Source organism: Bacillus sp. LQ16, from assembly GCF_057784645.1.
This window is the reverse complement of sequence record NZ_CM173491.1, coordinates 4,460,313-4,483,057: the sequence shown is the minus strand read 5'-3', so window position 1 is coordinate 4,483,057 and position 22,745 is coordinate 4,460,313. Positions and strand designations below refer to the sequence as shown.

22 protein-coding genes and 1 other annotated feature (1 of these 23 only partly in view) are annotated in these 22,745 nt (G+C 36.1%); of the genes, 19 read left to right on the top strand and 3 right to left on the bottom strand.

What is annotated here, in order from left to right; translation table 11 throughout:
- The first annotated feature begins 92 nt into the window (after positions 1–92).
- Positions 93–482 carry an FxsA family protein gene (locus AC3EMB_RS22625; protein ID WP_000871631.1) on the top strand — a complete coding sequence of 130 codons (390 nt, stop codon included), beginning with the start codon at positions 93–95 and terminating at the stop codon, positions 480–482.
- A gap of 614 nt (positions 483–1,096) precedes the next feature.
- Here AC3EMB_RS22625 and ytvI read toward each other — a convergent pair.
- On the bottom strand, positions 1,097–2,215 hold the full coding sequence (gene ytvI / locus AC3EMB_RS22620) for a sporulation integral membrane protein YtvI (protein WP_006926492.1): 1,119 nt from the start codon (positions 2,213–2,215) through the stop codon (positions 1,097–1,099).
- Between the two features lie 561 nt (positions 2,216–2,776).
- Here ytvI and AC3EMB_RS22615 point away from each other — a divergent pair.
- The 5 genes from AC3EMB_RS22615 (at position 2,777) to AC3EMB_RS22595 (ending at position 7,874) form a co-directional block, all read left to right on the top strand.
- Positions 2,777–3,238: a DUF441 domain-containing protein gene (locus tag AC3EMB_RS22615; RefSeq protein ID WP_000625507.1), complete on the top strand. Its 462-nt coding sequence runs from the start codon at positions 2,777–2,779 to the stop codon at positions 3,236–3,238.
- A 387-nt stretch (positions 3,239–3,625) separates the two neighbouring features.
- Positions 3,626–4,774 (top strand): citrate synthase, encoded by a 1,149-nt coding sequence (gene citZ, locus AC3EMB_RS22610; RefSeq protein ID WP_000503651.1) that lies wholly within the window; start codon positions 3,626–3,628, stop codon positions 4,772–4,774.
- 160 nt (positions 4,775–4,934) lie between these two features.
- Entirely contained in the window at positions 4,935–6,227 is a 1,293-nt protein-coding gene (gene icd, locus AC3EMB_RS22605) for an NADP-dependent isocitrate dehydrogenase (protein WP_071731427.1), read from the top strand.
- Between the two features lie 19 nt (positions 6,228–6,246).
- Positions 6,247–7,185 (top strand): malate dehydrogenase, encoded by a 939-nt coding sequence (mdh, locus tag AC3EMB_RS22600; protein WP_000153232.1) that lies wholly within the window; start codon positions 6,247–6,249, stop codon positions 7,183–7,185.
- Positions 7,186–7,400: 215 nt separating this feature from the next.
- Positions 7,401–7,874, top strand: coding sequence for a MaoC family dehydratase (locus AC3EMB_RS22595; RefSeq protein WP_000914180.1), 474 nt, complete (start codon positions 7,401–7,403; stop codon positions 7,872–7,874).
- A 56-nt stretch (positions 7,875–7,930) separates the two neighbouring features.
- Here AC3EMB_RS22595 and AC3EMB_RS22590 read toward each other — a convergent pair whose 3' ends face one another.
- Positions 7,931–8,062 carry a hypothetical protein gene (locus AC3EMB_RS22590; RefSeq protein ID WP_001238014.1) on the bottom strand — a complete coding sequence of 44 codons (132 nt, stop codon included), beginning with the start codon at positions 8,060–8,062 and terminating at the stop codon, positions 7,931–7,933.
- Positions 8,063–8,157: 95 nt separating this feature from the next.
- On the opposite strand from AC3EMB_RS22590, the gene AC3EMB_RS22585 reads away from it, so the two are divergent.
- From AC3EMB_RS22585 to dnaI, 12 genes are all read left to right on the top strand, one after another.
- Positions 8,158–8,394: a hypothetical protein gene (locus AC3EMB_RS22585; RefSeq protein ID WP_053563568.1), complete on the top strand. Its 237-nt coding sequence runs from the start codon at positions 8,158–8,160 to the stop codon at positions 8,392–8,394.
- 162 nt (positions 8,395–8,556) lie between these two features.
- A complete protein-coding gene (gene phoP, locus AC3EMB_RS22580) occupies positions 8,557–9,276 on the top strand; it encodes a two-component system response regulator PhoP (RefSeq protein WP_001065220.1) in 720 nt (239 codons plus the stop codon).
- Positions 9,269–11,032 carry a sensory box histidine kinase PhoR gene (gene phoR / locus AC3EMB_RS22575; RefSeq protein ID WP_053563569.1) on the top strand — a complete coding sequence of 588 codons (1,764 nt, stop codon included), beginning with the start codon at positions 9,269–9,271 and terminating at the stop codon, positions 11,030–11,032. The genes phoP and phoR overlap by 8 nt, the downstream gene beginning before the upstream one ends.
- A 285-nt stretch (positions 11,033–11,317) precedes the next feature.
- The gene (gene polA, locus AC3EMB_RS22570) at positions 11,318–13,951 is read left to right on the top strand and encodes a DNA polymerase I (RefSeq protein ID WP_063548740.1); all 2,634 of its coding nucleotides are present in this window, start codon (positions 11,318–11,320) and stop codon (positions 13,949–13,951) included.
- Between the two features lie 12 nt (positions 13,952–13,963).
- Positions 13,964–14,794: a DNA-formamidopyrimidine glycosylase gene (gene mutM, locus AC3EMB_RS22565; protein WP_071731428.1), complete on the top strand. Its 831-nt coding sequence runs from the start codon at positions 13,964–13,966 to the stop codon at positions 14,792–14,794.
- 72 nt (positions 14,795–14,866) lie between these two features.
- Positions 14,867–15,499, top strand: a complete 633-nt coding sequence (ytaF, locus tag AC3EMB_RS22560) for a sporulation membrane protein YtaF (RefSeq protein WP_000281743.1) — start codon at positions 14,867–14,869, stop codon at positions 15,497–15,499.
- A gap of 51 nt (positions 15,500–15,550) precedes the next feature.
- The gene (gene coaE, locus AC3EMB_RS22555) at positions 15,551–16,153 is read left to right on the top strand and encodes a dephospho-CoA kinase (protein ID WP_053563572.1); all 603 of its coding nucleotides are present in this window, start codon (positions 15,551–15,553) and stop codon (positions 16,151–16,153) included.
- A 109-nt stretch (positions 16,154–16,262) separates the two neighbouring features.
- A complete protein-coding gene (locus AC3EMB_RS22550) occupies positions 16,263–17,291 on the top strand; it encodes a glyceraldehyde-3-phosphate dehydrogenase (protein ID WP_000198974.1) in 1,029 nt (342 codons plus the stop codon).
- A 390-nt stretch (positions 17,292–17,681) separates the two neighbouring features.
- A complete protein-coding gene (speD, locus tag AC3EMB_RS22545) occupies positions 17,682–18,065 on the top strand; it encodes an adenosylmethionine decarboxylase (RefSeq protein WP_002003660.1) in 384 nt (127 codons plus the stop codon).
- A gap of 283 nt (positions 18,066–18,348) precedes the next feature.
- Entirely contained in the window at positions 18,349–18,810 is a 462-nt protein-coding gene (gene nrdR / locus AC3EMB_RS22540) for a transcriptional regulator NrdR (RefSeq protein ID WP_001203687.1), read from the top strand.
- Positions 18,811–18,962: 152 nt separating this feature from the next.
- Positions 18,963–20,372, top strand: coding sequence for a replication initiation and membrane attachment family protein (locus AC3EMB_RS22535; protein ID WP_000415025.1), 1,410 nt, complete (start codon positions 18,963–18,965; stop codon positions 20,370–20,372).
- 33 nt (positions 20,373–20,405) lie between these two features.
- Positions 20,406–21,344, top strand: coding sequence for a primosomal protein DnaI (gene dnaI / locus AC3EMB_RS22530; RefSeq protein ID WP_000400120.1), 939 nt, complete (start codon positions 20,406–20,408; stop codon positions 21,342–21,344).
- A gap of 31 nt (positions 21,345–21,375) precedes the next feature.
- Here the strand turns inward: dnaI and AC3EMB_RS22525 are convergent, their stop codons facing one another.
- A complete protein-coding gene (locus AC3EMB_RS22525; protein ID WP_095690152.1) occupies positions 21,376–21,573 on the bottom strand; it encodes a DUF4177 domain-containing protein in 198 nt (65 codons plus the stop codon).
- 236 nt (positions 21,574–21,809) lie between these two features.
- Here AC3EMB_RS22525 and ytxC point away from each other — a divergent pair, with 236 nt between their 5' ends.
- Positions 21,810–22,691, top strand: a complete 882-nt coding sequence (gene ytxC / locus AC3EMB_RS22520) for a putative sporulation protein YtxC (protein ID WP_000569629.1) — start codon at positions 21,810–21,812, stop codon at positions 22,689–22,691.
- Positions 22,692–22,722: 31 nt separating this feature from the next.
- Positions 22,723–22,745, top strand: a binding site (T-box leader); it runs 206 nt beyond the window's last position.

Below are 22,745 nucleotides of genomic sequence, written 5' to 3'. Positions count from 1 at the left end.
TGGGTTTTAATATGAAAGGGTATTATATTTCATATGATGTATATAGGCGTTGTGAGGGCGTTAAAAGTGAGTTGTGGGAGAGGTGTAGAACTATGAAGTGGTTACTATTCTTGTTTATTTTAATACCGGCGATTGAGATTACGGTCTTAATCGGATCAAGTCATGTAATAGGTTTATGGTCTACGTTCGCTATGATTGTATTTACAGGTGTAGTAGGTGTGTATTTGGCGAAAAGACAAGGATTTAAAGTGCTTGGAGAGATTCAATCTAAGTTGAATAGAGGGGAAATGCCAGGTGAGGCAGTACTAGATGGTATTTTTGTATTTGTAGGAGGTATTCTCTTAGTGCTTCCTGGTTATGTGACAGATGTGCTAGGGTTTATCTGCGTGATCCCTATTACGAGAGCTTTATTGAAGCCGCTTGTTATGAAGTGGATGGAATGGAAGTTTAGAAAGAACTCTACTATTATCATTCAGAAGTAGCGCTTAGATTATAACGATCTAAGTGCTATTTTTTTGTCTTGTAAGAGGGGAGGAACTTTCTGATTGAAGCTTTGCTTTACCGCGTTATTTGTGGGGTGTGGAATTTCTATCTCAAAGCTGGGATGCTCGTAAGTGTTTGATGTGGGGGGGATGAACAAAACGTCCGCTTATTATATTTGCTATATAATTTTCGTTTGAACTCTTGTTGTGCTTCGATTAAACGTGTGATTTTTTAGTGCTATTAATTTGGATGAATAAGATGGTGCGAAATGCAGCCAAATTAAAGTTTTGCTTTTGTATATAAAGGAGCGATTGGTGTAAAGAATTCATATAAAAGGTGGTGATTGTTAGTTGAAGCCTTATTTTATGCCATTTTGTATATTTATTCATTTACATAAAAAGTAATAAATGTAAGTAATAATTATAGATAAAATAGAATAAAAATGTATTTTTAGCTAGAATATGTGTTTTTTTATGCAAAAAAACAAGAGGATTATCCTGTTTCTGGGTAATGCTCTTGTTGCGTGTGAGTAGTGTGAAAAATAGGTAAAAGGAATAATCAGTGGGAATTTCCCACTGATTATAGCTTGATTTTTTGTATGAATTAGAAACTGTTATTTTGAAGGTGAACCTTTAATATATTTCCACAAGTCATGGAAGACATTAGCTTTGTGTAATGTATTAAGTAGTACTAAGGTGACTGGACCGATGATTAATCCTAAAAAGCCAAAAAGTTTAAAGCCGACAAATAGAGCGACGAGTGTTGCTAATGGATCGAGACCGATGTTAGATGAAAGTACTTTCGGTTCCATAATTTGTCTTTGGACAATCACGACGATGTATAAAATGAGAAGACCAATGGCGAATGCGGTATCGCCAGTGAAAAATACGTATATAACCCATGGAACGAAGACTGCGCCTGTTCCTAAATATGGTAGTAAATCTACAACTCCTGTAATAATCGCAATAGTAATGGCGTATGGTACGCGTAATATTAAAAGTCCGATCAGTACAATAACGGTTGTCATAGATACGAGTGTAAGTTGTGCTTTCACAAAACCGAATAAAGCTTTTTTTAAGTCGACAAAAATAGTTTTTCCGTAGCCATGTACACGATTTGGTAGTAATTTTCTTGCTTTTTGAGCAAGACGGTGCCAATCGTAACTAATGAAGAAAGTGGCTAATAAAATGAATACAAGGACAGTTAAAGTTGTTGGCAGTGCACTAATGAAATTCGTTAACCCGCTTATAATGGCGGTTAAAAGTTCTTTCATTTGTGTTGTTGCCTCTGTTCCTAAGTTTTGAATGTTTTGTGTAATTGTATAGCGCTGTGGTTCTCCAAGATGATTAAATTTAGAGATTAAATCATCGTAGAGAGGCATAATATGATTAAGTGCAAATTGCTGAGCGAATGTAACGATATCTGGAAACTTTACTGTAACAAGTTGTAGTAAGTATGTTGTGGCAGATATTGCTTCAGTCACAAGATATGTAACAAGTCCAACGATAGCTCCAAATACGAGAATTAAGCTAACGAGTACTGCTAGTGCGCGAGGAAATTGTAGTTTTTGATTAAGGAAATTGACGACAGGATTAATCAAATAAGCAAATGCAAAAGCGATAATAAAAGGATAGATAAGCCCTGACATGTATAGTAATACATAGAACCCAGCTACCGTTGCTACAATGACAAATATGAGTCGCAATATCATATATAGTAAGTTTCGGTTCAAAGATGTATACCTCCCATTCCAATTTGGATTATCCTAATTCGTTCAACTTATAACGAGTGTGCCCCACTGATTAAAGTTTCACTTTACCCCGCATTAACGGGCAGTAAATCTCCTACCCGAAGTGCGGCTGGATCAAAGGAGTTAGATGGAGATAAACTGCCCGTAAAAGCCCGATTGGTTCAACTAATAATCAGTGGAAAATGCCCCACTGATTAAAGTTTCACTTTATGTTATAGTGGAATGATGGATTTTTCCTGCTTTTTCAGTATGTGAGTGACTGTGAAAGCTTGGTGTTGATGCTTCTACTATATGGTAAAAACTTCATTTTCTCTTCTTTTTATTTTACCTGTTTCTAATTAGAAAAGAAAGAAGAGACGCCTGTTTTTTAAAATGTATACATGCTTAAATTTTTATGGTGAAAGTCTCAATTTATCATTTTAAAATACATAAAAAATGAAGTGATTCATGTTGAATAGGCATCGATATATCATGTATAACGATAGGTTTAAAGGTATTTTTGTTTGGAAATGAGTTCATTATTTTCAGAAAGGAAGTGCAAACATGATTAGTCAGTCAACGTTATTTTTATTCATACTACTTATTATAGGACTTATTGCTAAAAACCAATCGCTTACTGTAGCAATTGGTGTGTTATTTTTATTGAAGTTTACGTTTTTAGGAGATAAGGTCTTTCCTTATTTACAAACGAAAGGAATTAACCTAGGTGTAACGGTCATTACAATAGCGGTGCTCGTACCGATTGCGACGGGGGAAATAGGTTTTAAACAACTTGGAGAAGCGGCAAAATCTTATTATGCGTGGATTGCTTTAGCTTCAGGTGTAGCGGTCGCTTTGTTAGCGAAAGGCGGCGTACAATTGTTGACAACGGATCCTCACATTACAACTGCGCTTGTTTTTGGGACAATTATAGCGGTTGCGCTATTTAATGGGGTTGCTGTTGGTCCGTTAATTGGGGCTGGAATTGCCTATGCGGTTATGAGTATTATACAAATGTTTAAATAAGGAATTTTATAGTAATATAAAATTTTTGAATTCTTTCTGTTCACAAAAGTCAGATAATTGTTTATAATAGGATTAGAAACTTTGAAAAGTTACATAACAGCAGAGACTTTACACCAGATAAAATAAAAACAACATAAAACAATTTTATAATGATATTGTTTTATGTTGTTTTTATCATAAAACTCTTCGGAATGTATTTTCCTCACTAACTTGTTGTTTTGAGCGTGAGGATTCGGGGAGACATTCACGCTCATGCTTTCCATGTAAACAATGGACAATAAGAGGGGAACATCGCAACAAATTTGCATGATCGTGCATTTTGCTTGCCTAAAGAGTGAACGGGCGTTCATAATTCATAAGGGGAGCAAATAGATATAAGGAGCAAGGTTGGGAGAATTTTCAGGAAAAGGAGAGAATGTCATGACTGTTATTCGAGGTTTAGAAGGGGTAGTAGCAACAACATCATCTGTGAGCTCTATTATTGATGATACATTAACTTATGTTGGGTATAATATTGATGATTTAGCTGAGAATGCTACGTTTGAAGAAGTAGTGTACTTATTATGGCACCGCAAGCTTCCTAATGAAAAAGAACTAGCGGAATTTAATGAAATTGTATCTGAATACTATAAAGTTCCAGGTGAGATTTTAACATATTTGAAACAAGTAGATTTAAAAATTGCACATCCGATGTCTGTTTTACGAACTGCAATTTCCATGCTATCATTATACGATGAGAGCGCTGAAATTATGGATGAAAAGTCTAATTATTTGAAAGCGGTTAAATTACAGGCTCAAGTGGGAACTTTAGTTGCTGCTTACGCCAGAATCCGTAAAGGTTTAGATATTGTTGAGCCAAGAAAAGATTTATCATTAGCTGCAAACTTCTTGTACATGTTAAATGATCGCGAGCCAAATGAAGTTGAAATTGAAGCTTTTGATAAGGCACTTGTACTTCATGCAGATCATGAGTTAAACGCTTCTACATTTACTGCACGTGTTTGCGTAGCTACACTGTCAGATGTATATTCTGGTATTACAGCAGCAATCGGTGCATTAAAAGGTCCTCTTCACGGTGGGGCAAATGAAAATGTAATGAAGATGTTAACTGAAATTGGCGAAGAAGAAAATGTAGAGTCATATATTCATAATGCTCTTCAAAATAAAGTGAAAATCATGGGCTTTGGCCACCGTGTGTATGAGCAAGGTGATCCACGTGCAAAACACTTACGTGAAATGTCTAAGAGATTATGCGTGCTTTTAGGAGAAGACAAATGGTATAATATGTCTATCAAAATTGAAGACATTGTAACAAAAGAAAAAGGTCTTCCACCAAATGTCGATTTCTATTCAGCTTCTGTATACCATTGTTTAGGAATTGACCATGACTTATTTACACCTATTTTTGCAATTAGCCGTATGTCAGGCTGGTTAGCTCATATTCTAGAACAATATGAAAATAACCGTTTAATCCGTCCGCGTGCTGATTATAATGGACCAACGCATCAAGTGTATGTTCCAATCGCACAACGATAAGCGAAAAACACTATTTCGATAGTGAAAATACGCTTTCAAAAGTCTGATTTTTTCGGAAAGATGTAATGATTAGAATATTTTAATTTGACTAACGGTTTGAACTGAGGGGTTATTCCCTCAGTTTCATACATATGAAATTTCAAACATGGGGGTTATCACATTGACGACAGGTGAAAAAATTACTGTAACTAATGGTGTTATGAATGTACCAAACAATCCGATTATTCCATTTATTGAAGGAGATGGAATTGGTCCTGATATTTGGGCAGCTGCATCTCGCGTAATAGAAGCAGCAGTTGAAAAAGCTTATGATGGTGAGAAGAAAATCGTTTGGAAAGAAGTGCTTGCAGGGGAAAAAGCATTCAACCAAACAGGCGAGTGGTTACCAGAAGAAACTTTAAATTTAATTCGCGAATATTTAATCGCAATTAAAGGTCCACTTACAACTCCAGTTGGCGGTGGTATTCGTTCTCTAAACGTAGCACTTCGTCAAGAATTAGATCTATATGTATGTCTACGTCCAGTTCGTTATTTTGAAGGTGTTCCTTCACCTGTAAAACGTCCGGAAGATACTGATATGGTTATTTTCCGTGAAAATACAGAAGACATTTATGCTGGAATTGAATATGCACAAGGATCTCCAGAAGCAGAAAAAGTTCTTACTTTCTTAAAAGAAGCAATGGGTGTTAATAAAATCCGCTTCCCAGAAACATCTGGTATTGGTATTAAACCAATCTCAGAAGAAGGGACAAAGCGTCTTGTTCGTGCTGCAATTCAATATGCAATTAATGAAAAACGCTCTTCTGTTACATTAGTTCATAAAGGAAACATTATGAAATTTACAGAAGGTGCTTTCAAAAACTGGGGTTACGAAGTAGCGGAACAAGAATTCGGCGACAAAGTATTTACTTGGGCTGAATATGATCGCATTGTTGAAAAAGATGGTAAAGATGCAGCAAATAAAGCGATGGCAGACGCTGAAGTGGCTGGAAAAATCATCGTAAAAGATTCTATTGCAGACATCTTCTTACAACAAATTTTAACTCGTCCACGTGAGTTCGATGTTGTTGCAACAATGAACTTAAATGGTGACTATATCTCTGATGCACTTGCTGCACAAGTAGGTGGAATTGGTATTGCACCTGGTGCAAACATTAACTATGTGACTGGACATGCTATCTTTGAAGCTACACACGGTACAGCTCCAAAATATGCAGGTTTAGATAAAGTAAACCCATCTTCAGTTCTTCTTTCAGGTGTATTATTATTAGAACACTTAGGATGGAATGAAGCAGCGAAATTAGTAACAGATTCAGTTGAGAAAACAATTGCATCAAAAGTAGTAACATATGACTTCGCTCGCCTAATGGAAGGCGCAACAGAAGTGAAGTGTTCTGAGTTTGCTAATGAGCTTATTAAAAACATGGATGTAGCGATAATCAAAAACGCATAATTAAAGCGGGGGGTAAATTATGACAATCAAACGCAAGAAAGTTTCAGTCATCGGTGCAGGATTTACAGGAGCAACAACGGCATTCTTATTAGCACAAAAAGAACTTGCAGATGTTGTATTAGTGGACATTCCACAACTGGAAAATCCAACAAAAGGGAAAGCGTTAGATATGTTAGAAGCGAGCCCAGTACAAGGTTTTGATGCTAACATTATTGGAACATCTGATTACGCAGATACTGCTGATTCTGACGTTGTCGTTATTACAGCAGGTATTGCACGTAAGCCTGGTATGAGCCGTGATGACTTAGTAGCAACGAACTCTAAAATTATGAAAAGTATTACGCGCGACATTGCAAAACATTCACCAAATGCAATTATTGTTGTGTTAACAAATCCAGTTGATGCAATGACATATTCTGTATTTAAAGAAGCAGGATTCCCGAAAGAGCGTGTAATTGGCCAATCGGGCGTATTAGATACAGCTCGTTTCCGTACATTCATCGCACAAGAATTAAATCTTTCTGTGAAAGACATTACAGGATTTGTTCTTGGTGGACACGGTGACGACATGGTACCTCTTGTGCGTTATTCTTATGCAGGCGGTATTCCGTTAGAAACGTTAATTCCGAAAGAGCGTTTAGAAGCAATCGTAGAACGTACACGTAAAGGTGGCGGTGAGATTGTAGGCTTATTAGGAAACGGTAGTGCATATTACGCACCAGCAGCTTCTTTAGTTGAAATGACAGAAGCAATCTTAAAAGATCAACGCCGTGTATTACCAGCTATTGCGTACCTTGAAGGTGAGTATGGTTATAGTGACCTTTACTTAGGGGTACCAGTAATTCTAGGTGGTAACGGAATTGAAAAAATTATTGAATTAGAACTTCTTGCAGATGAAAAAGAAGCGTTAGATCGCTCTGTAGAATCTGTACGTAACGTAATGAAAGTTCTTGTTTAATAATTGAATAGTAGTGAAAAAGATTCGGGATTCCGAATCTTTTTCTACTATTTACCGAATTGTTTTTTTGAAATAATATGAAAACGCTATCATTTGTAGTATCCTATAATGAAACTATAGATTTATACTATACATTGCCCTCATCATAGTAAATTTCGGATAAGGTATCGCTTTTAGTAGGATAATAAGGTGAAAAAATCGGAGGGGGTTGTAACATGTTAAAGAAAAAAGTTCAAATTGGTCGTAAAATGGATGAAATTACAGTAGGAGAGAAATTATCTATCACTGAAAAAATTGAGGATAAAGATTTGTTATTGTACTTAGGGTTAACGAATGATGCCAATCCATTATATATTCAGCATGATTACGCATCCCAAACTCCGTATGAAAAGCCGATTGTACCAAGCATTATGCTAACGGGAATGATTACAACGGCAGTTACGAAATATTTACCGGGTCCAGGAAGTCATATTACTAGGAAGGACCTTACGTTCGTGAAGCATGTTCACCATTATGAAACGTTACAAATCCACTTTGAAGTTGTGGCTGTTTCTGAGGAGGAACATACAATTGATATGCTTGTATCTGCTCATGATGAAAAAGGAGAAACTGTTGTAAAAGGTTCATTAACAGTCACGCCGCCTTTTAAATCTGTTTCCATTATGGAAAAAGCATTAGATAATTTTTAAAAGATGAAAATATGAATAGCGCTAGCATACCTTGAATAAGGATGCTAGCGCTATTTTTAGTTGAAAAATCCTTCTTTGAACCCTTCAGCAAATTCTGAGCACCCCGTTTTAATCGTATCCCAGCTCGGTACGTTAAAAGTAAGGAAACATGTTACTACTAAAGTTAAAATAGGTAGTAATAGTCGCATAATAGATCCCTTTTTATATTCGGATTATCGGATTAACAATATTTACTATATTATAATTTGATAATTTAAGTCAATGGAAGGAGTGATTCTTTAAGATGAGGTGGAAAGGAGAAAACGTTATCTTTGAAACGGTAAGAGAAGCTGAAGTGTGGGCAGACGGGGTTGCGAATGAAATGTACGGGAGAGTATTTGATGGATATGAAACACCGGATTATAAAATAGCGTATGCTCTTTCGTTTTTCTTAGCACAAAATCAAGATTTTATAGTTCATACGGAAGTGAGCTTTAAAGAAGAGAGAGTAATCTATAAAGTTTGGCAAAATCCTGTGTAGTTGCAGGTGAATCGTAATTACTTCTATTTTCTCAATTCTACACAAACGATCTCCATGAATAGACAATTATATTGAGAGGGACCTTGTTTTCTAGTATGATGAGAATAACGGGGAAAATACTAGGATGAAGAAGGTTTCAAGTCTATAACTTGGAGGAAAAGAATGAACAATCGTATTTTAGTAGTTGATGATGAGGAATTTATCTTAACTTTAATCGAATTTAATTTACAACAAGCTGGGTTTGAAGTTATAACAGCGATGGATGGAGAAATGGCGCTTCAAAAAGCGACAACAGAACGCCCAGATTTAATTATATTAGATTTAATGCTTCCGAAAATGGATGGTATGGAAGTGTGTAAAGAATTACGATTGCAGCGCGTTATGACGCCGATTTTAATGTTAACGGCAAAAGATGATGAGTTTGATAAGGTGCTAGGCCTTGAACTTGGGGCAGATGATTATATGACGAAGCCATTTAGTCCAAGGGAAGTTGTTGCTCGTGTGAAGGCGATTTTGCGCCGCACGAAATTACAACAAGAAGAACAAGTTGCAGAAGCGCCAGATGAAGATAGCATCACAATTGCAGAACTTAAAATTTTACCGGAGTTTTATGAGGCTTATTTCCAAGGAAGAAAGCTTGAATTAACACCAAAAGAATTTGAACTACTTGTGTATCTTGCGAAAAATAAAAGTCGCGTGTTGACGCGTGATCAATTATTAAGTGCTGTATGGAATTACGATTTTGCTGGTGATACACGAATTGTTGATGTTCATATTAGCCATTTGCGCGATAAAATTGAACAAAATACGAAAAAACCGACGTACATTAAAACGATACGTGGTTTAGGATATAAATTAGAGGAGCCAAAAGGGAATGAATAAATTTCGTTCCAGGCTTCTTTTTACATTTGTTTCTCTTATTGTATTTATTTTAGTTGGACTAGGTTTATTGCTAGAAACTGTGTTTGAAAACTACTATATAGATCATGCTAAAGAGAGAATGGTAAAAGAGACGGAGTATGTTGCGGCGTTAGCAGAAGAGCAAGGTTTTGATAATGTCTTAAAAAATCCATACGTATTTGAAAAGTTAGAAGAAAAAATACCAGCTTCTATCGTATTTGTGGATGAAAAAAAGAAAGTTCAATATAGAAAAGGACAAGAATTGGCATTTAGTCCAGAGACGATTAAAGAACTTACTTCGGAATTGGCAAAACAACGGAGTAAAGTGATTACGAAAGAGACAGATCGAAAGAATGAATTTTATCATGCGGTGTTCGTTCAAGATGTAGAAGGAAAACAAGGATACGTTTTGGTGAAAAGTACAATCGATCCTTTAAAAGACGTACATCAAAAAACGTGGGGATTATTAATTATCGGATTTGTTATTGCTTGTCTCGTAGTTGTATTTTTAGGTATGAAAATTACAGGGCAATATATTAGGCCGATTGAATCGGTTACAAAAGTTGCAATTGAATTGGCAAAGGGTAATTATAAAGCACGTGCATACGAAAGTCATTCGGATGAAACAGGAATGCTGAGTAAAGCGATTAATATTTTAGCTCGTAACTTACAAGAGATGACACTTGAACAAGAAATGCAGCAAGATCGTCTGCATACGTTAATTGAAAATATGGGAAGCGGAATGATTTTAATTGATAGCCGCGGGTATATAAACCTTGTAAACCGCTCTTATAAGGAAACTTTCCACGTAACAGATGAAGAATATTTAGATCGCTTATATTATGAATCGTTTCATCATACAGAAATTATTGAGCTTGTAGAAGAAATCTTTATGACAGAAGTGAAAGTGCGTAAACAAATGTTATTGCCGCTTGGAATTGAGCGGAAGCATTTCGAAGTATATGGAGCGCCGATTATCGGGACAAACCATGAATGGAAAGGGATTGTTCTCGTATTCCATGACATAACAGAGTTAAAGAAATTAGAACAAATGAGAAAAGACTTTTTAGCGAATGTTTCTCATGAATTAAAGACACCGATTACTTCTATTAAAGGTTTTTCAGAAACACTCTTAGACGGAGCGATGGATAATAAAAAATTCTGCGAACATTTCTTGCACATTATTTTAAAAGAAAGTGAGCGCATGCAAGGATTAATTGAAGATTTATTAGATTTGTCAAAGATCGAACAACAAGGATTTAAATTAAATATGGGAACCGTTGACATGAAGGGGCTGCTTGAAGATATTCATATGGTGCTTGATAATAAAGCAGGAGAAAAAGAAATCTCTTTACAAGTGAATGTATTAAAACGTGCTTCTGTTATTGGAGATCCAAGTCGTTTGAAACAAATCTTTATTAATTTAATGAATAACGCGATCGTATATACACCGGCTGGAGGCGTTGTTTCAGTAGAGTTAGCGGAAGATAAGTATAATGCTTATATAAAAGTATCGGATACTGGAATTGGTATTAGTAAAGAGGAAATTCCACGTATTTTTGAACGCTTTTACCGAGTGGATAAAGCGAGAAGTAGAAATACTGGTGGTACAGGCCTTGGATTATCAATTGTAAAGCATTTAGTAGAGGCGCATCACGGTACAATTACAGTGGATAGTGAAGTTGGGGAAGGGACAACATTTACAGTTGTTTTACCAAAATCAGCAACTGAAAAATAGGATGAAGGATGTTTACAATATATTAACAATGGCTTAATTAAATATTAATAAAGCTCTGTTAATATAATACATGAAAACCCCTTCATCCAAGGAGTAATTTTGGACGAGAATAGTTAAGCTGTTCTCGTCACTTCCCTTTATGCCAATATAAGTCTGTTTTATATATGAAAGAAAATAACCGTTATTTTTCTTCTCTCTATTAGTCATGTTAATATAGAGAGAGGAAAGGAACGGTTTTTTTCTGTGAAAAAAATCATTTCAAATTTGTATGGGGAGGTTTCAATTTTGGAAAAAAAGGTCGTATTAGTAGATGGTAATAATATCGCGTATCGTGCTTTCTTTGCACTACCGCTTTTAAATAACGACAAAGGTATACATACGAACGCAATTTACGGTTTTACAATGATGTTAATGAGAATATTAGAGGAAGAAAAGCCAACTCATATGTTAGTGGCGTTTGATGCAGGCAAAACAACCTTCCGTCATAAAACGTATAGTGAGTATAAAGGAGGACGTCAAAAGACTCCACCTGAATTATCAGAGCAGTTCCCGTTTATTCGTGAGATGCTGGATGCGTTCAATGTACCGCGTTATGAATTAGAAAATTATGAAGCGGATGATATTATGGGAACGCTAGCAAAAGAAGCGAGTGAACAAGGAGCAAGTGTAAAAGTTATTTCAGGAGATAAAGATTTACTTCAACTTGTTTCTGATAACACGCTTGTATGTATTCCGCGAAAAGGGATTACGGAAGTAGATGAATATACGAAAGAATCTTTATTTGAAAAATATAGCTTATCACCAAAGCAAATTATCGATATGAAAGGTTTAATGGGAGACCAATCAGATAATATTCCGGGTGTACCAGGAGTTGGTGAAAAAACGGCGATTAAATTGTTAACACAGTTTGGAACGGTTGAAGAAGTGTATGAAAATCTAGATCAAGTAAGCGGGAAGAAATTAAAAGAAAAACTGGAAGAAAATAAAGAACAAGCTCTTATGAGTAAAGATCTTGCGACTATTATTACAGATGCGCCGATTACAGTTCATGTGGATGATATGGCGTATAAAGGATATGAAGCAAGTGATGTGATTCCAATGTTCGAGAGTTTAGGATTTACATCTCTTTTAAATAAATTAGGCGTTACGCCAGAAGAAACAGCTCCAGCTGAATTAGATGATATTACATTTGATATTGTGGAAGAAGTTACAGAAGAAATGCTTCAGCAAGATAGTGCGCTTATCGTAGAAGTGCAAGAAGATAATTATCATAAGGCGGACATTCAAGGCTTTGGTATTCAAAATGAAAATGGTTGCTACTTTATTCAGAAGGATATTGCTCTTGCGTCGGATGCATTTAAAGCATGGCTTGCAAATGGAGAAATGAGAAAGCATACATTTGATGCGAAGCGAGCAATCGTTGCACTGAAATGGAATGGGATAGATATGCAAGGGATTGACTTTGATCTATTAATCGCTGCTTATTTACTTGACCCGGCTGATACAGATAAAGATTTCCGTACTGTAGCGAAAATGAAAGAAACGCATGCTGTGAAATCAGATGAAGAAGTTTACGGAAAAGGTGCGAAGCGTGCTGTTCCAGAGTTAGAAGTAGTAGCGGAGCATGTGGCTCGTAAAGTGCATGTATTATATGATGTAAAGCAAACATTCGTTGAAGAGTTAAAGAAGAATGAGCAATATGAACTGTTTACAGAGTTAGAATTGCCACTTGCGCGTGTATTAGCTGATATGGAAGTAAAAGGTGTAAAAGTTGATACGGAGCGTCTTCGTAATATGGGAGAAGAACTCGCAGGTAGATTAAAGGAAATGGAACAGGAAATTTATAAGCTTGCGGGAACAGAATTTAATATTAATTCACCGAAGCAGCTTGGTGTAATTCTGTTTGAGAACTTAAACTTACCGGTTATTAAAAAGACGAAAACAGGTTATTCTACGTCAGCTGATGTATTAGACAAGCTTATGGATCGCCATGAAATTATTCCAAACATTTTACATTATCGTCAATTAGGGAAGCTAAATTCAACTTATATTGAAGGTTTACTGAAAGTTGTACATGAAGATTCATCTAAAATTCATACTCGCTTTAATCAAGTGTTAACGCAAACAGGTCGATTAAGTTCAACGGATCCGAACTTGCAAAATATCCCGATTCGATTAGAAGAAGGAAGAAAGATTCGTCAGGCATTTGTTCCATCAGAAGAAGGTTGGATTATGTATGCGGCTGATTATTCACAAATCGAACTGCGTGTATTAGCTCATATTGCAAATGATAAAGGGCTAGTTGAAGCATTCCAGCATGACATGGATATTCATACGAAAACAGCTATGGATGTATTTGGCGTTGAAAAAGATGAAGTAACTTCAAATATGAGACGACAAGCGAAAGCTGTTAACTTCGGAATTGTGTATGGTATTAGTGATTATGGTCTTTCACAAAACTTAGGAATTACAAGAAAAGCAGCAGCGGAATTTATTGAAAAGTATTTAGAAAGTTTCCCTGGTGTACAAGAATACATGGAGGACATCGTAAAAGATGCGAAACAAAAAGGATATGTGGCTACATTATTAAATCGTCGTCGTTATATTCCAGAAATTACGAGTCGTAATTTCAATTTACGTAGCTTCGCTGAGCGTACAGCGATGAATACACCAATTCAAGGTACTGCAGCAGATATTATTAAAAAAGCGATGATTATTATGGCAGATCGTTTAGAAGAAGAAGGATTACAAGCGCGTCTTCTTCTGCAAGTACACGATGAATTAATATTTGAAGCACCAAAAGAAGAAATTGAAAAATTAGAGCAGCTTGTACCTGAAGTAATGGAGCATGCGATTGAACTCGCAGTTCCGCTGAAAGTTGATTATTCTTACGGTCCAACTTGGTACGACGCAAAATAAGGAAGTGATGAAATGCCTGAATTACCAGAGGTTGAAAACGTCAGACGGACACTTGAAAATCTTGTAACAGGAAAAACGATTGAAGATGTTATTGTTACTTATCCAAAAATAGTGAAACGACCAGATGATGCAGAAATCTTTAAAGAAATGCTAAAAGGCGAGAAGATTGAAAATATAAAGCGAAGAGGAAAGTTTTTGCTTCTATATGTAACAAATTATGTTATTGTTTCACATTTGCGTATGGAAGGTAAGTTTTTACTACATCAAGAGGATGAGCCAATTGATAAACATACGCACGTCCGTTTCTTATTTACAGATGGAACTGAATTACATTATAAAGATGTGAGAAAGTTTGGTACGATGCATCTCTTTAAGAAAGGTGAAGAGATGAACCAAATGCCTCTTGCTGACTTAGGGCCGGAGCCGTTTGATGCTGAATTGACACCACAGTATTTACAAGAAAGATTGCAAAAGACAAATCGTAAAATAAAAGTTGTGCTATTGGATCAGCGTCTTTTAGTAGGGCTTGGAAATATATATGTGGATGAAGTTTTATTCCGTTCTCAAATTCATCCGGAACGAGAAGCGTCGTCTTTGACAAAAGAAGAAATTGAGCGAATTTATGAGGCTACGGTTACAACGCTAGGAGAAGCAGTGAAGCGTGGCGGAAGTACAATTCGAACGTATATCAACTCACAAGGGCAAATTGGTTCGTTCCAAGAACTCCTAAATGTATACGGAAAAAAAGGAGAACCGTGTGTAACTTGCGGTACGATATTAGAAAAAACAGTTGTTGGCGGAAGAGGAACGCATTACTGCCCAATTTGTCAGCCAAGAATATAGAAAAGAGATAACATCGGATAGGCATTTGTCATATACATACAGCAGAGCTATGTATAAGGGAGGAGCTTACCGATGTACCTTTATTTATCTCTTATTTTATTAGCTTTTACATTAAGCTTAGATAGCTGTAGTGTAGGGCTAACATATGGTTTAAGAAGCGTAAGAATTCCACTAAGATCAATTATAATTATCGGAATGTGTTCAGCGGCTGTTATGCTTGTTTCAATGGGAATTGGACATATGATCGCGAAAGTATTTTCACCTGTTATCGCAACGCGTATCGGTGGGCTTGTTCTTATTGGAATAGGGATTTGGGTATTGTATCAATTTTTTCGAAGTGAAAAAAAAGAAGAACCGAAGCAAGAGGAGAAGGTCTGGAAATTAGAGATTGCCTCGCTAGGGCTAGTGATTCAAATTTTACGGAAACCGACTGTAGCAGATTTTGATAAATCAGGCACCATTTCTGCAGGAGAGGCATTGCTTCTTGGTATCGCTCTTTCTGTAGACTCATTTGGTGCCGGAATTGGTGCATCTTTATTAGGGTATGCACCCGCTATGATGGCGATATTAGTTGCGATTATGAGTTCTTTGTTTTTATTTATTGGAATGAAACTTGGAACGGTTTTATCGAATATGAAGTGGTTACAAAAATTTACATTCCTGCCTGGGGTATTACTCATTATAATTGGAATTTGGAAAATGTAAGTATGGGCGTGGAACATTAGTTTCGCGCCTTTTATTATGAGGAGGCTTATTATGACAGTAGTAATTGGATTAACAGGAGGCATTGCAAGTGGAAAAAGTACAGTATCTCAAATGTTTCGTGAACTGAGCATACCGGTTATTGATGCAGATATTATTGCACGAGAAGTTGTAGAGCAAGGAAAACCAGCATATAACAAAATAGTAGAAGTATTTGGAACGGAAGTGTTACAAGAAGATGGAGAACTAGATCGTCCAAAACTGGGAAGTGTCGTTTTCTATAATGAAGAAAAACGATTGCAGTTAAATAAAATTGTTCATCCTGCAGTGCGTGAGGAAATGAATAGGCAAAAGGAGATGTACATAAAAGAAGATATGCAAGCGGTTGTGTTAGATATTCCTCTCTTATTTGAAAGCAAATTAACAAGTCTTGTTGACCGCGTTTTAGTTGTAGCAGTTAAGCCGCATACGCAATTAGAGCGTTTAATGAAACGAAATAACTTTTCAGAAGAAGAAGCAACAGCTCGTATTCAATCTCAAATGCCGTTAGAAGAAAAAGTGAAAAATGCAGATGAAGTGATAAATAATGATGGCACAATTATGGGAACGAAAACACAATTGCAGGTAATTTTAAAGAAGTGGAACATTATTGACTAAAAAATTGTGAAATTAATGAAAATGCTTAGTGACATATCTCCTTTTTGTGTTATACTATTATTGGGATTGGAGATAAATAGTATAACGCATTCAAGGGGGATAACATATTATGACTCGTGTGGCAATTAATGGATTTGGACGTATTGGGAGAATGGTATTTCGTCAAGCAATAAAAGAAAGCGCATTCGAAATTGTAGCAATCAATGCAAGCTATCCATCTGAAACGTTAGCACACTTAATTAAATATGATACAGTTCATGGCAAGTTTGACGGAACAGTAGAAGCATTTGAAGATCACTTATTAGTTGATGGAAAAATGATTCGCCTTTTAAACAACCGCGATCCAAAGGAATTGCCTTGGACAGATTTAGGTGTTGAAGTTGTAATTGAAGCAACTGGTAAATTTAATTCGAAAGAAAAAGCAATTCTTCACGTTGAAGCTGGAGCGAAAAAAGTTATTTTAACAGCGCCTGGTAAAAATGAAGATGTAACAATTGTAGTTGGTGTGAATGAAGACCAATTAGATATTACAAAACATACTGTTATTTCAAATGCATCTTGTACAACAAACTGTTTAGCGCCTGTTGTGAAGGTGTTAGATGAGCAGTTTGGAATTGAAAACGGTTTAATGACGACAGTTCACGCTTATACAAATGACCAAAAAAATATTGATAACCCACATAAAGATTTAAGAAGAGCACGTGCTTGCGGACAATCAATCATTCCGACAACGACAGGTGCTGCGAAAGCGCTAGCAAAAGTTCTTCCGCACTTAAACGGAAAACTTCATGGTATGGCACTTCGTGTACCAACACCAAACGTGTCTCTTGTTGACTTAGTAGTAGATGTAAAACGCGATGTGACAGTTGAAGCTATTAATGATGCATTCAAAACTGTTGCAAACGGTGCGTTAAAAGGTATTGTAGAATTCAGCGAAGAGCCTTTAGTATCTATCGACTTTAATACAAATACACATTCAGCTATTATCGATGGTTTATCTACAATGGTAATGGGTGATCGTAAAGTGAAAGTACTTGCTTGGTATGATAACGAGTGGGGCTACTCTCGTCGTGTTGTAGATCTTGTAACGTTAGTTGTTGAAGAGTTAGCGAAACAAGAAAATGTGCAACACATTTAAGTGAATAAGGGAGGAGAGGGCAAGGCAATATTTGCCCTCTTTTTTTATTTTTTTCTGAAAAGGAAAAAAATTATATAAGTATATTTTAAAAAGTGGACATACCACGAAACGTTGTGATTACTGCATTTGTGAATCGTTTATTTTTTTTAGGGAAAAGTAAAGAGGAAAATATGACAGAAAATCGAAAAAACTGTTGTTGCAAAATGAAAATAAACAAAGTATACTAACACTCGTAAACTTAAGAGCTGAGGTACGTAGTCACTACTTAAAGGGTTAGGACCTCTCTGGACTAACTTTCCCCCGTGGTAGTGGAGCAAGCCAAATTGCAAATTAGTTTTCAATTCGAACAGTTAGAATAAATTTACAAGGGGGAACTGTAGAATGGATACTATGGATACGATGGGTCGTCACGTGATTGCTGAACTTTGGGATTGCGATTTCGACAAGCTTAATGACATGCCGTATATTGAACAATTATTTGTGGATGCAGCACTAAGAGCTGGTGCTGAAGTGCGTGAGGTTGCTTTCCATAAATTTGCACCACAAGGTGTAAGTGGAGTAGTAATTATCTCAGAATCACATTTAACAATTCATAGCTTTCCGGAGCACGGTTACGCAAGTATTGATGTTTATACTTGTGGGGATCGTATTGATCCAAATGTTGCTGCAGAATATATTGCAGAAGGTTTAAACGCGAAAACGCGTGAGAGCATCGAGCTTCCTCGAGGCACTGGTAGCTTCGAAATTAAGCAGAGAGAAACAAAAGCTCTTTAAAAAAGAACATAATTGATTTAAAATGTAAAGAGGTGTATAATGCACCTCTTTTTTAGTTTATAAAAAAGGAAAAATATAACGTACTCGTTAGTTGAATACATTGGACTCTTGCAAATGAGGTAGTGCCTTATATACCATCTTATTTTTAAGTATGAGATGATAAAGTGATGCGCTGAAACTTAAAGTGGTAAGAGAGTTAGAATGAGTTATATAATATTGTATATATATTTTAGGTGAATTGAGTAGAGAAAAATAAAGAGTATAGTGTAAAGGAGTGAATGAATTGCGTTGTCCATCCTGTTCTCATAATGGTACAAGAGTGTTAGATTCGCGTCCGGTAGACGAGGGGCGCTCTATTCGAAGAAGAAGAGAGTGTGAAAGTTGTTTAAGTCGCTTTACGACCTTTGAAAGGGTAGAAGAGTCACCTCTTATCGTTGTTAAAAAAGAAGGCACACGAGAAGAGTTTAATAAAGAAAAGATTTTACGCGGTTTAATTAAAGCGTGTGAAAAAAGACCAGTATCTTTAAGACAATTAGAAGAAGTAACACAAAGCGTGGAACGTGAACTGCGTAATTTAGGTATATCAGAAGTGAAAAGTGATATGATTGGTGAAATTGTTATGGAAGAACTTCGCGATATTGATGATGTTGCTTATGTACGTTTTGCTTCTGTATATCGTCAATTTAAAGATTTAAATGTATTTATTGAAGAATTAAAAGATATACTGCAAAAAGAAAGAGAGTAGAAGTTGTATTTTATTCTCTTTACATACCGTAAGTAATAGGATAAGAGAGCTAGAAGCGAAAGCTAATAGCTCTTTTTCACTAAGAATTTATATAATGAAGATAGAAGGAATGAAGTAGAGGATAGATTGGATGAGAGAAAGGAAAAGCAAGAATGGAAAAACAGTCATGGATGGAGCTATTGCCGATTGATCGTTATAAAGTAAGTGCGAAAGGGCTACTGCATAATTACGACCGAAAAGTATTGACGATGTTGTATCAGCCGTTAATAGGTAGTAGAGCTTTTAGCTTATACATGACACTATGGGGGGAGCTAGAGCAAGATCGTGTATTTGGAAAAGAGAATACACATCATTCCCTTATGGTGACTATGCAAATGCAACTTCCTGAAATATATGAGGAACGAGTAAAGTTAGAGGCAATTGGGCTTTTGAAGGTATATATTAAGAAAGAAAAAGATATTCGAATGTTCATATATGAGTTGCAACCACCTTTATCTCCGAAGCAGTTTTTTGATGATATTGTTTTAAGTATCTTTTTATACAATCGATTGAGTCGGACAAAATATAATCAAGTAAAGCAATATTTCTTAGAAGAAGAATTTGATTTTGCTTCTTATGAAAATGTTACGCGCTCTTTCAATGATGTGTTTGGTTCGTTTAATCCAGGACAGCTTGAGCATGCGCAAGAAGACCTTCGTATTCCAAAAACGACAACTATGCCAAGTAACGAGAAGGGAGACGCTCCGAAAGTTTGGAATGATTTCTTTGATTTCTCTTTATTTGTAGATGGATTGTCCGCTCTTGTTCCTAAAAAGGCGATTACAGATCAAGTAAGAGACTGCGTTATAACACTTGCTTACGTGTATGGTGTAGATGTGTTATCGATGCAAAATATCGTTCTTGGTGCGGTGACAGAGATGCAAACAATTGATATGGAAAGGCTTAGAAAAGGAGCGCGCGATTGGTATCAATTTGAAAATGGTCAAGCATTACCGGTACTAAGTGAAAGAGTACAGCCTCATGCTGCACGTACGATGAAAGAGAAAGAGCCTTCATCACAAGAGGAGATGTTAATAAAGCAGCTAGAGGAAATCTCGCCAAAACAACTATTGAAAGAGATTTCTGGTGGTGCAGAGGCAACGAAAGCGGACTTGCAAATCGTTGAAGATGTCATGATTAATCAAAAATTGACACCAGGAGTTGTGAATGTACTTATTTATTACGTTATGCTACGCTCAGATATGAAACTTGCGAAAACGTATGTCGAGAAGATTGCTGGGCATTGGGCACGTAAAAAGGTCGGTACAGTAGCGGACGCGATGGCGTTAGCGAAAGAAGAGAACCGTCAATATCAAGAGTGGGCTGAGACGAAGAAAAAAGGCCGTACGGCGAAGAAAACGGTACGAAAAGAAATGGTGCCAGATTGGCTTAAGGAAGAAGAGCCGAAAGAACAAGAGAAAGAAACGGCGAAGAAAGATGTAAGTGTAGAAAAAGATGCAAGTACGCTAGAAGATGAACGAAAACGATTAGAAGAAGTGTTAAAAAAATATAAGCGTGATTAATAGAAGAGAATGAACGCTCTTTGAGGTGAGAAAATGGAGCATATTCAAAATTCATTTACAAAATTAATGGAAAATGAAAACTTTAAAAATAGATATGAAGTATTAAAGGCAGAAGTAATGGCGCATCCGCGTGTGAAAGAATTTATAGACGAACATAAAGGTGAAGTAACGACTTCTATGATTGAGCGCAGTCTTGTGAAGTTATATGAATATATTGGACAAAGTGTAGGTTGCGTAGATTGCCCGGATTTAGGTGCATGTAAAAATATGCTGCAAGGGTATGAGCCAAAGCTTGTTATTCAAGGGAAAATGATTGATATTCAATACGATCGCTGCGTTAGAAAAGTAGCATATGACGAGAGAAAGAAATATGAAAAACTCGTTCAAAGTGTATATATGCCAACGGATATTTTACAGGCAACTATGGAAAACTTAGACCCTTCTGATTTAAATGCACGTATCGATGCAATTGGCGCAGCGAATGAATTTTTAAGTACATATGAACCAGGTAAAAAAGCACAAGGTTTATATTTGTACGGTAAATTTGGTGTAGGAAAAACGTACCTTTTAGGAGCAATTGCGAACGAGCTTGCTCGAAAGAAAATAAGTTCGATGCTCGTATACTTCCCGGAATTTTTACGTGAAATTAAAAGTTCGATTCAAGATAATTCGATTGGCGAAAAGATTGATGCGGTTAAACGCGTACAAGTTTTAATGTTAGATGATATCGGGGCAGAAGCGATGTCGAGCTTTGTGCGTGACGATGTGCTTGGTGCAATCTTGCAATTCCGTATGTTAGAAAACTTACCGACGTTCTTTACGTCTAATTTTGATTTTAAACAATTGGAACATCATTTAACGTATACACAACGTGGTGAGGCTGAAGAAATGAAGGCAGCACGTATTATGGAACGAATTAAATATTTAGCCAAACCAATTCCAATTGGTGGGAAAAACCGTCGTCATAAGTAAAAGAGCAAGCTGAGAAGCTTGCTCTTTTGTATTATAGTGATATTTTCTTTTCAAATATGAGATCGAAATATTCAGGTTGTCCAGAACTGCCAATCGTAGGGGCAACAATCTGTACGAACCTCCAGTCATCTCTAGCATGTTCTTGAATAATTTCTTGGTAGTCTTCAGCTAGTTTTGAGCGAGTGAGCCCCCAATGAAATTCGACTCTTACGAATTTATATTCAAACATTCAGATACCTCCCTTTAGTAATAAGTAAAGTATACAATAAAAAAATTCATAGTAGCTTGTATCATTTTTTTCTTCCTCCCTTAATATATATAAAATTAGCAAGCCATATTGAGTGGATTTTCTAACGATAGGAAATGTAATTCTACTAAGAGTGAACTTCACGCGGGACGGACTCTTATAGGATTTGTAACGTATAGATACAGTCCTTTAGAGCAGGGATAAAAGGGGGGACAAAAGTGATTGAAATTTGCTTCGAAGAAAAAAATGATGCTATGCACGTATATAGACAATTGCTGAAAAGAGCGGAAGTATTATATAAGGAAACGAGTGTGTATTTACAGGAACAAAAAGTGGTGATTCACATACCAGTACGTGAATCAAATTATATTGAAAAGATCTTATTGCCGGTAATGGTGTATTTTATTGTGAATGTGAAACAAAATGAGTGGATTTATACGATCTTAAAAGAAAAGTTTTTTTATGAAGAACAAGAAGAGTGTCATCAAATATTGCACATGGCACATGAGATTTTAAAGGGAAGAAGAAAAGGGGTAGCTCAGGATTTAACGCGTAACGCATTTGAGTCATATATTAAGTCTTCTTTAAATAATTGGCTTTGTGATCCGCTCTCATTCTCGTTTTCATCATATATCCGTTTTCGTCTTCGTACATATAGGGAAATGGTGGCTAAACTTGCGGAAGTGGCAATTGATGAATATAAGATGGAGCAAGAATACCAAATGTTCATTGAGACGCTTCGGCAACAAGTAAGTAGCCGTAAATCACGCTTGTCCTGCGTGCATCTTATTTTTGATGAAAGCTTTATCTTTTATGATGATAAAGGAAGACGTTTAAAACAGGAGAAGTTGGTCCAATATATAGATGAGGAATTATTAAAGCAAAATGATGTATATATTGATACGAAAGTAATTGCGCCGCTTCTTTCTATTTCGCCCAAAAAGATTTATTTATATACGAAAGAACAAGACCATAATATGATTATTACTTTGCGAAATGTGTTTCAAGAACGGGTCCAATTACATGGATTACATGATTTTGAGCGCAATGTGAAAAATTTAAAAAATAAAGGTAACGCCCTTGATTTTCTAAGTTTTTGAGCATATAATTACCTACATAAATGAAATATATCGAAATGTCATGATGAGGACATG

What these genes read in the sequence shown, in the direction of transcription:
- AC3EMB_RS22550 (WP_000198974.1), top strand. Translation starts at nt 16,263, where the DNA reads ATGACTCGTGTGGCAATTAATGGATTTGGACGTATTGGGAGAATGGTA.
- phoP (WP_001065220.1), top strand. Translation starts at nt 8,557, where the DNA reads ATGAACAATCGTATTTTAGTAGTTGATGATGAGGAATTTATCTTAACT.
- coaE (WP_053563572.1), top strand. Translation starts at nt 15,551, where the DNA reads ATGACAGTAGTAATTGGATTAACAGGAGGCATTGCAAGTGGAAAAAGT.
- AC3EMB_RS22625 (WP_000871631.1), top strand. Translation starts at nt 93, where the DNA reads ATGAAGTGGTTACTATTCTTGTTTATTTTAATACCGGCGATTGAGATT.
- AC3EMB_RS22615 (WP_000625507.1), top strand. Translation starts at nt 2,777, where the DNA reads ATGATTAGTCAGTCAACGTTATTTTTATTCATACTACTTATTATAGGA.
- AC3EMB_RS22525 (WP_095690152.1), bottom strand. Translation starts at nt 21,573, where the DNA reads ATGTTTGAATATAAATTCGTAAGAGTCGAATTTCATTGGGGGCTCACT.
- mutM (WP_071731428.1), top strand. Translation starts at nt 13,964, where the DNA reads ATGCCTGAATTACCAGAGGTTGAAAACGTCAGACGGACACTTGAAAAT.
- AC3EMB_RS22590 (WP_001238014.1), bottom strand. Translation starts at nt 8,062, where the DNA reads ATGCGACTATTACTACCTATTTTAACTTTAGTAGTAACATGTTTCCTT.
- dnaI (WP_000400120.1), top strand. Translation starts at nt 20,406, where the DNA reads ATGGAGCATATTCAAAATTCATTTACAAAATTAATGGAAAATGAAAAC.
- AC3EMB_RS22585 (WP_053563568.1), top strand. Translation starts at nt 8,158, where the DNA reads ATGAGGTGGAAAGGAGAAAACGTTATCTTTGAAACGGTAAGAGAAGCT.
- mdh (WP_000153232.1), top strand. Translation starts at nt 6,247, where the DNA reads ATGACAATCAAACGCAAGAAAGTTTCAGTCATCGGTGCAGGATTTACA.
- AC3EMB_RS22535 (WP_000415025.1), top strand. Translation starts at nt 18,963, where the DNA reads ATGGAAAAACAGTCATGGATGGAGCTATTGCCGATTGATCGTTATAAA.
- ytaF (WP_000281743.1), top strand. Translation starts at nt 14,867, where the DNA reads ATGTACCTTTATTTATCTCTTATTTTATTAGCTTTTACATTAAGCTTA.
- speD (WP_002003660.1), top strand. Translation starts at nt 17,682, where the DNA reads ATGGATACGATGGGTCGTCACGTGATTGCTGAACTTTGGGATTGCGAT.
- phoR (WP_053563569.1), top strand. Translation starts at nt 9,269, where the DNA reads ATGAATAAATTTCGTTCCAGGCTTCTTTTTACATTTGTTTCTCTTATT.
- AC3EMB_RS22595 (WP_000914180.1), top strand. Translation starts at nt 7,401, where the DNA reads ATGTTAAAGAAAAAAGTTCAAATTGGTCGTAAAATGGATGAAATTACA.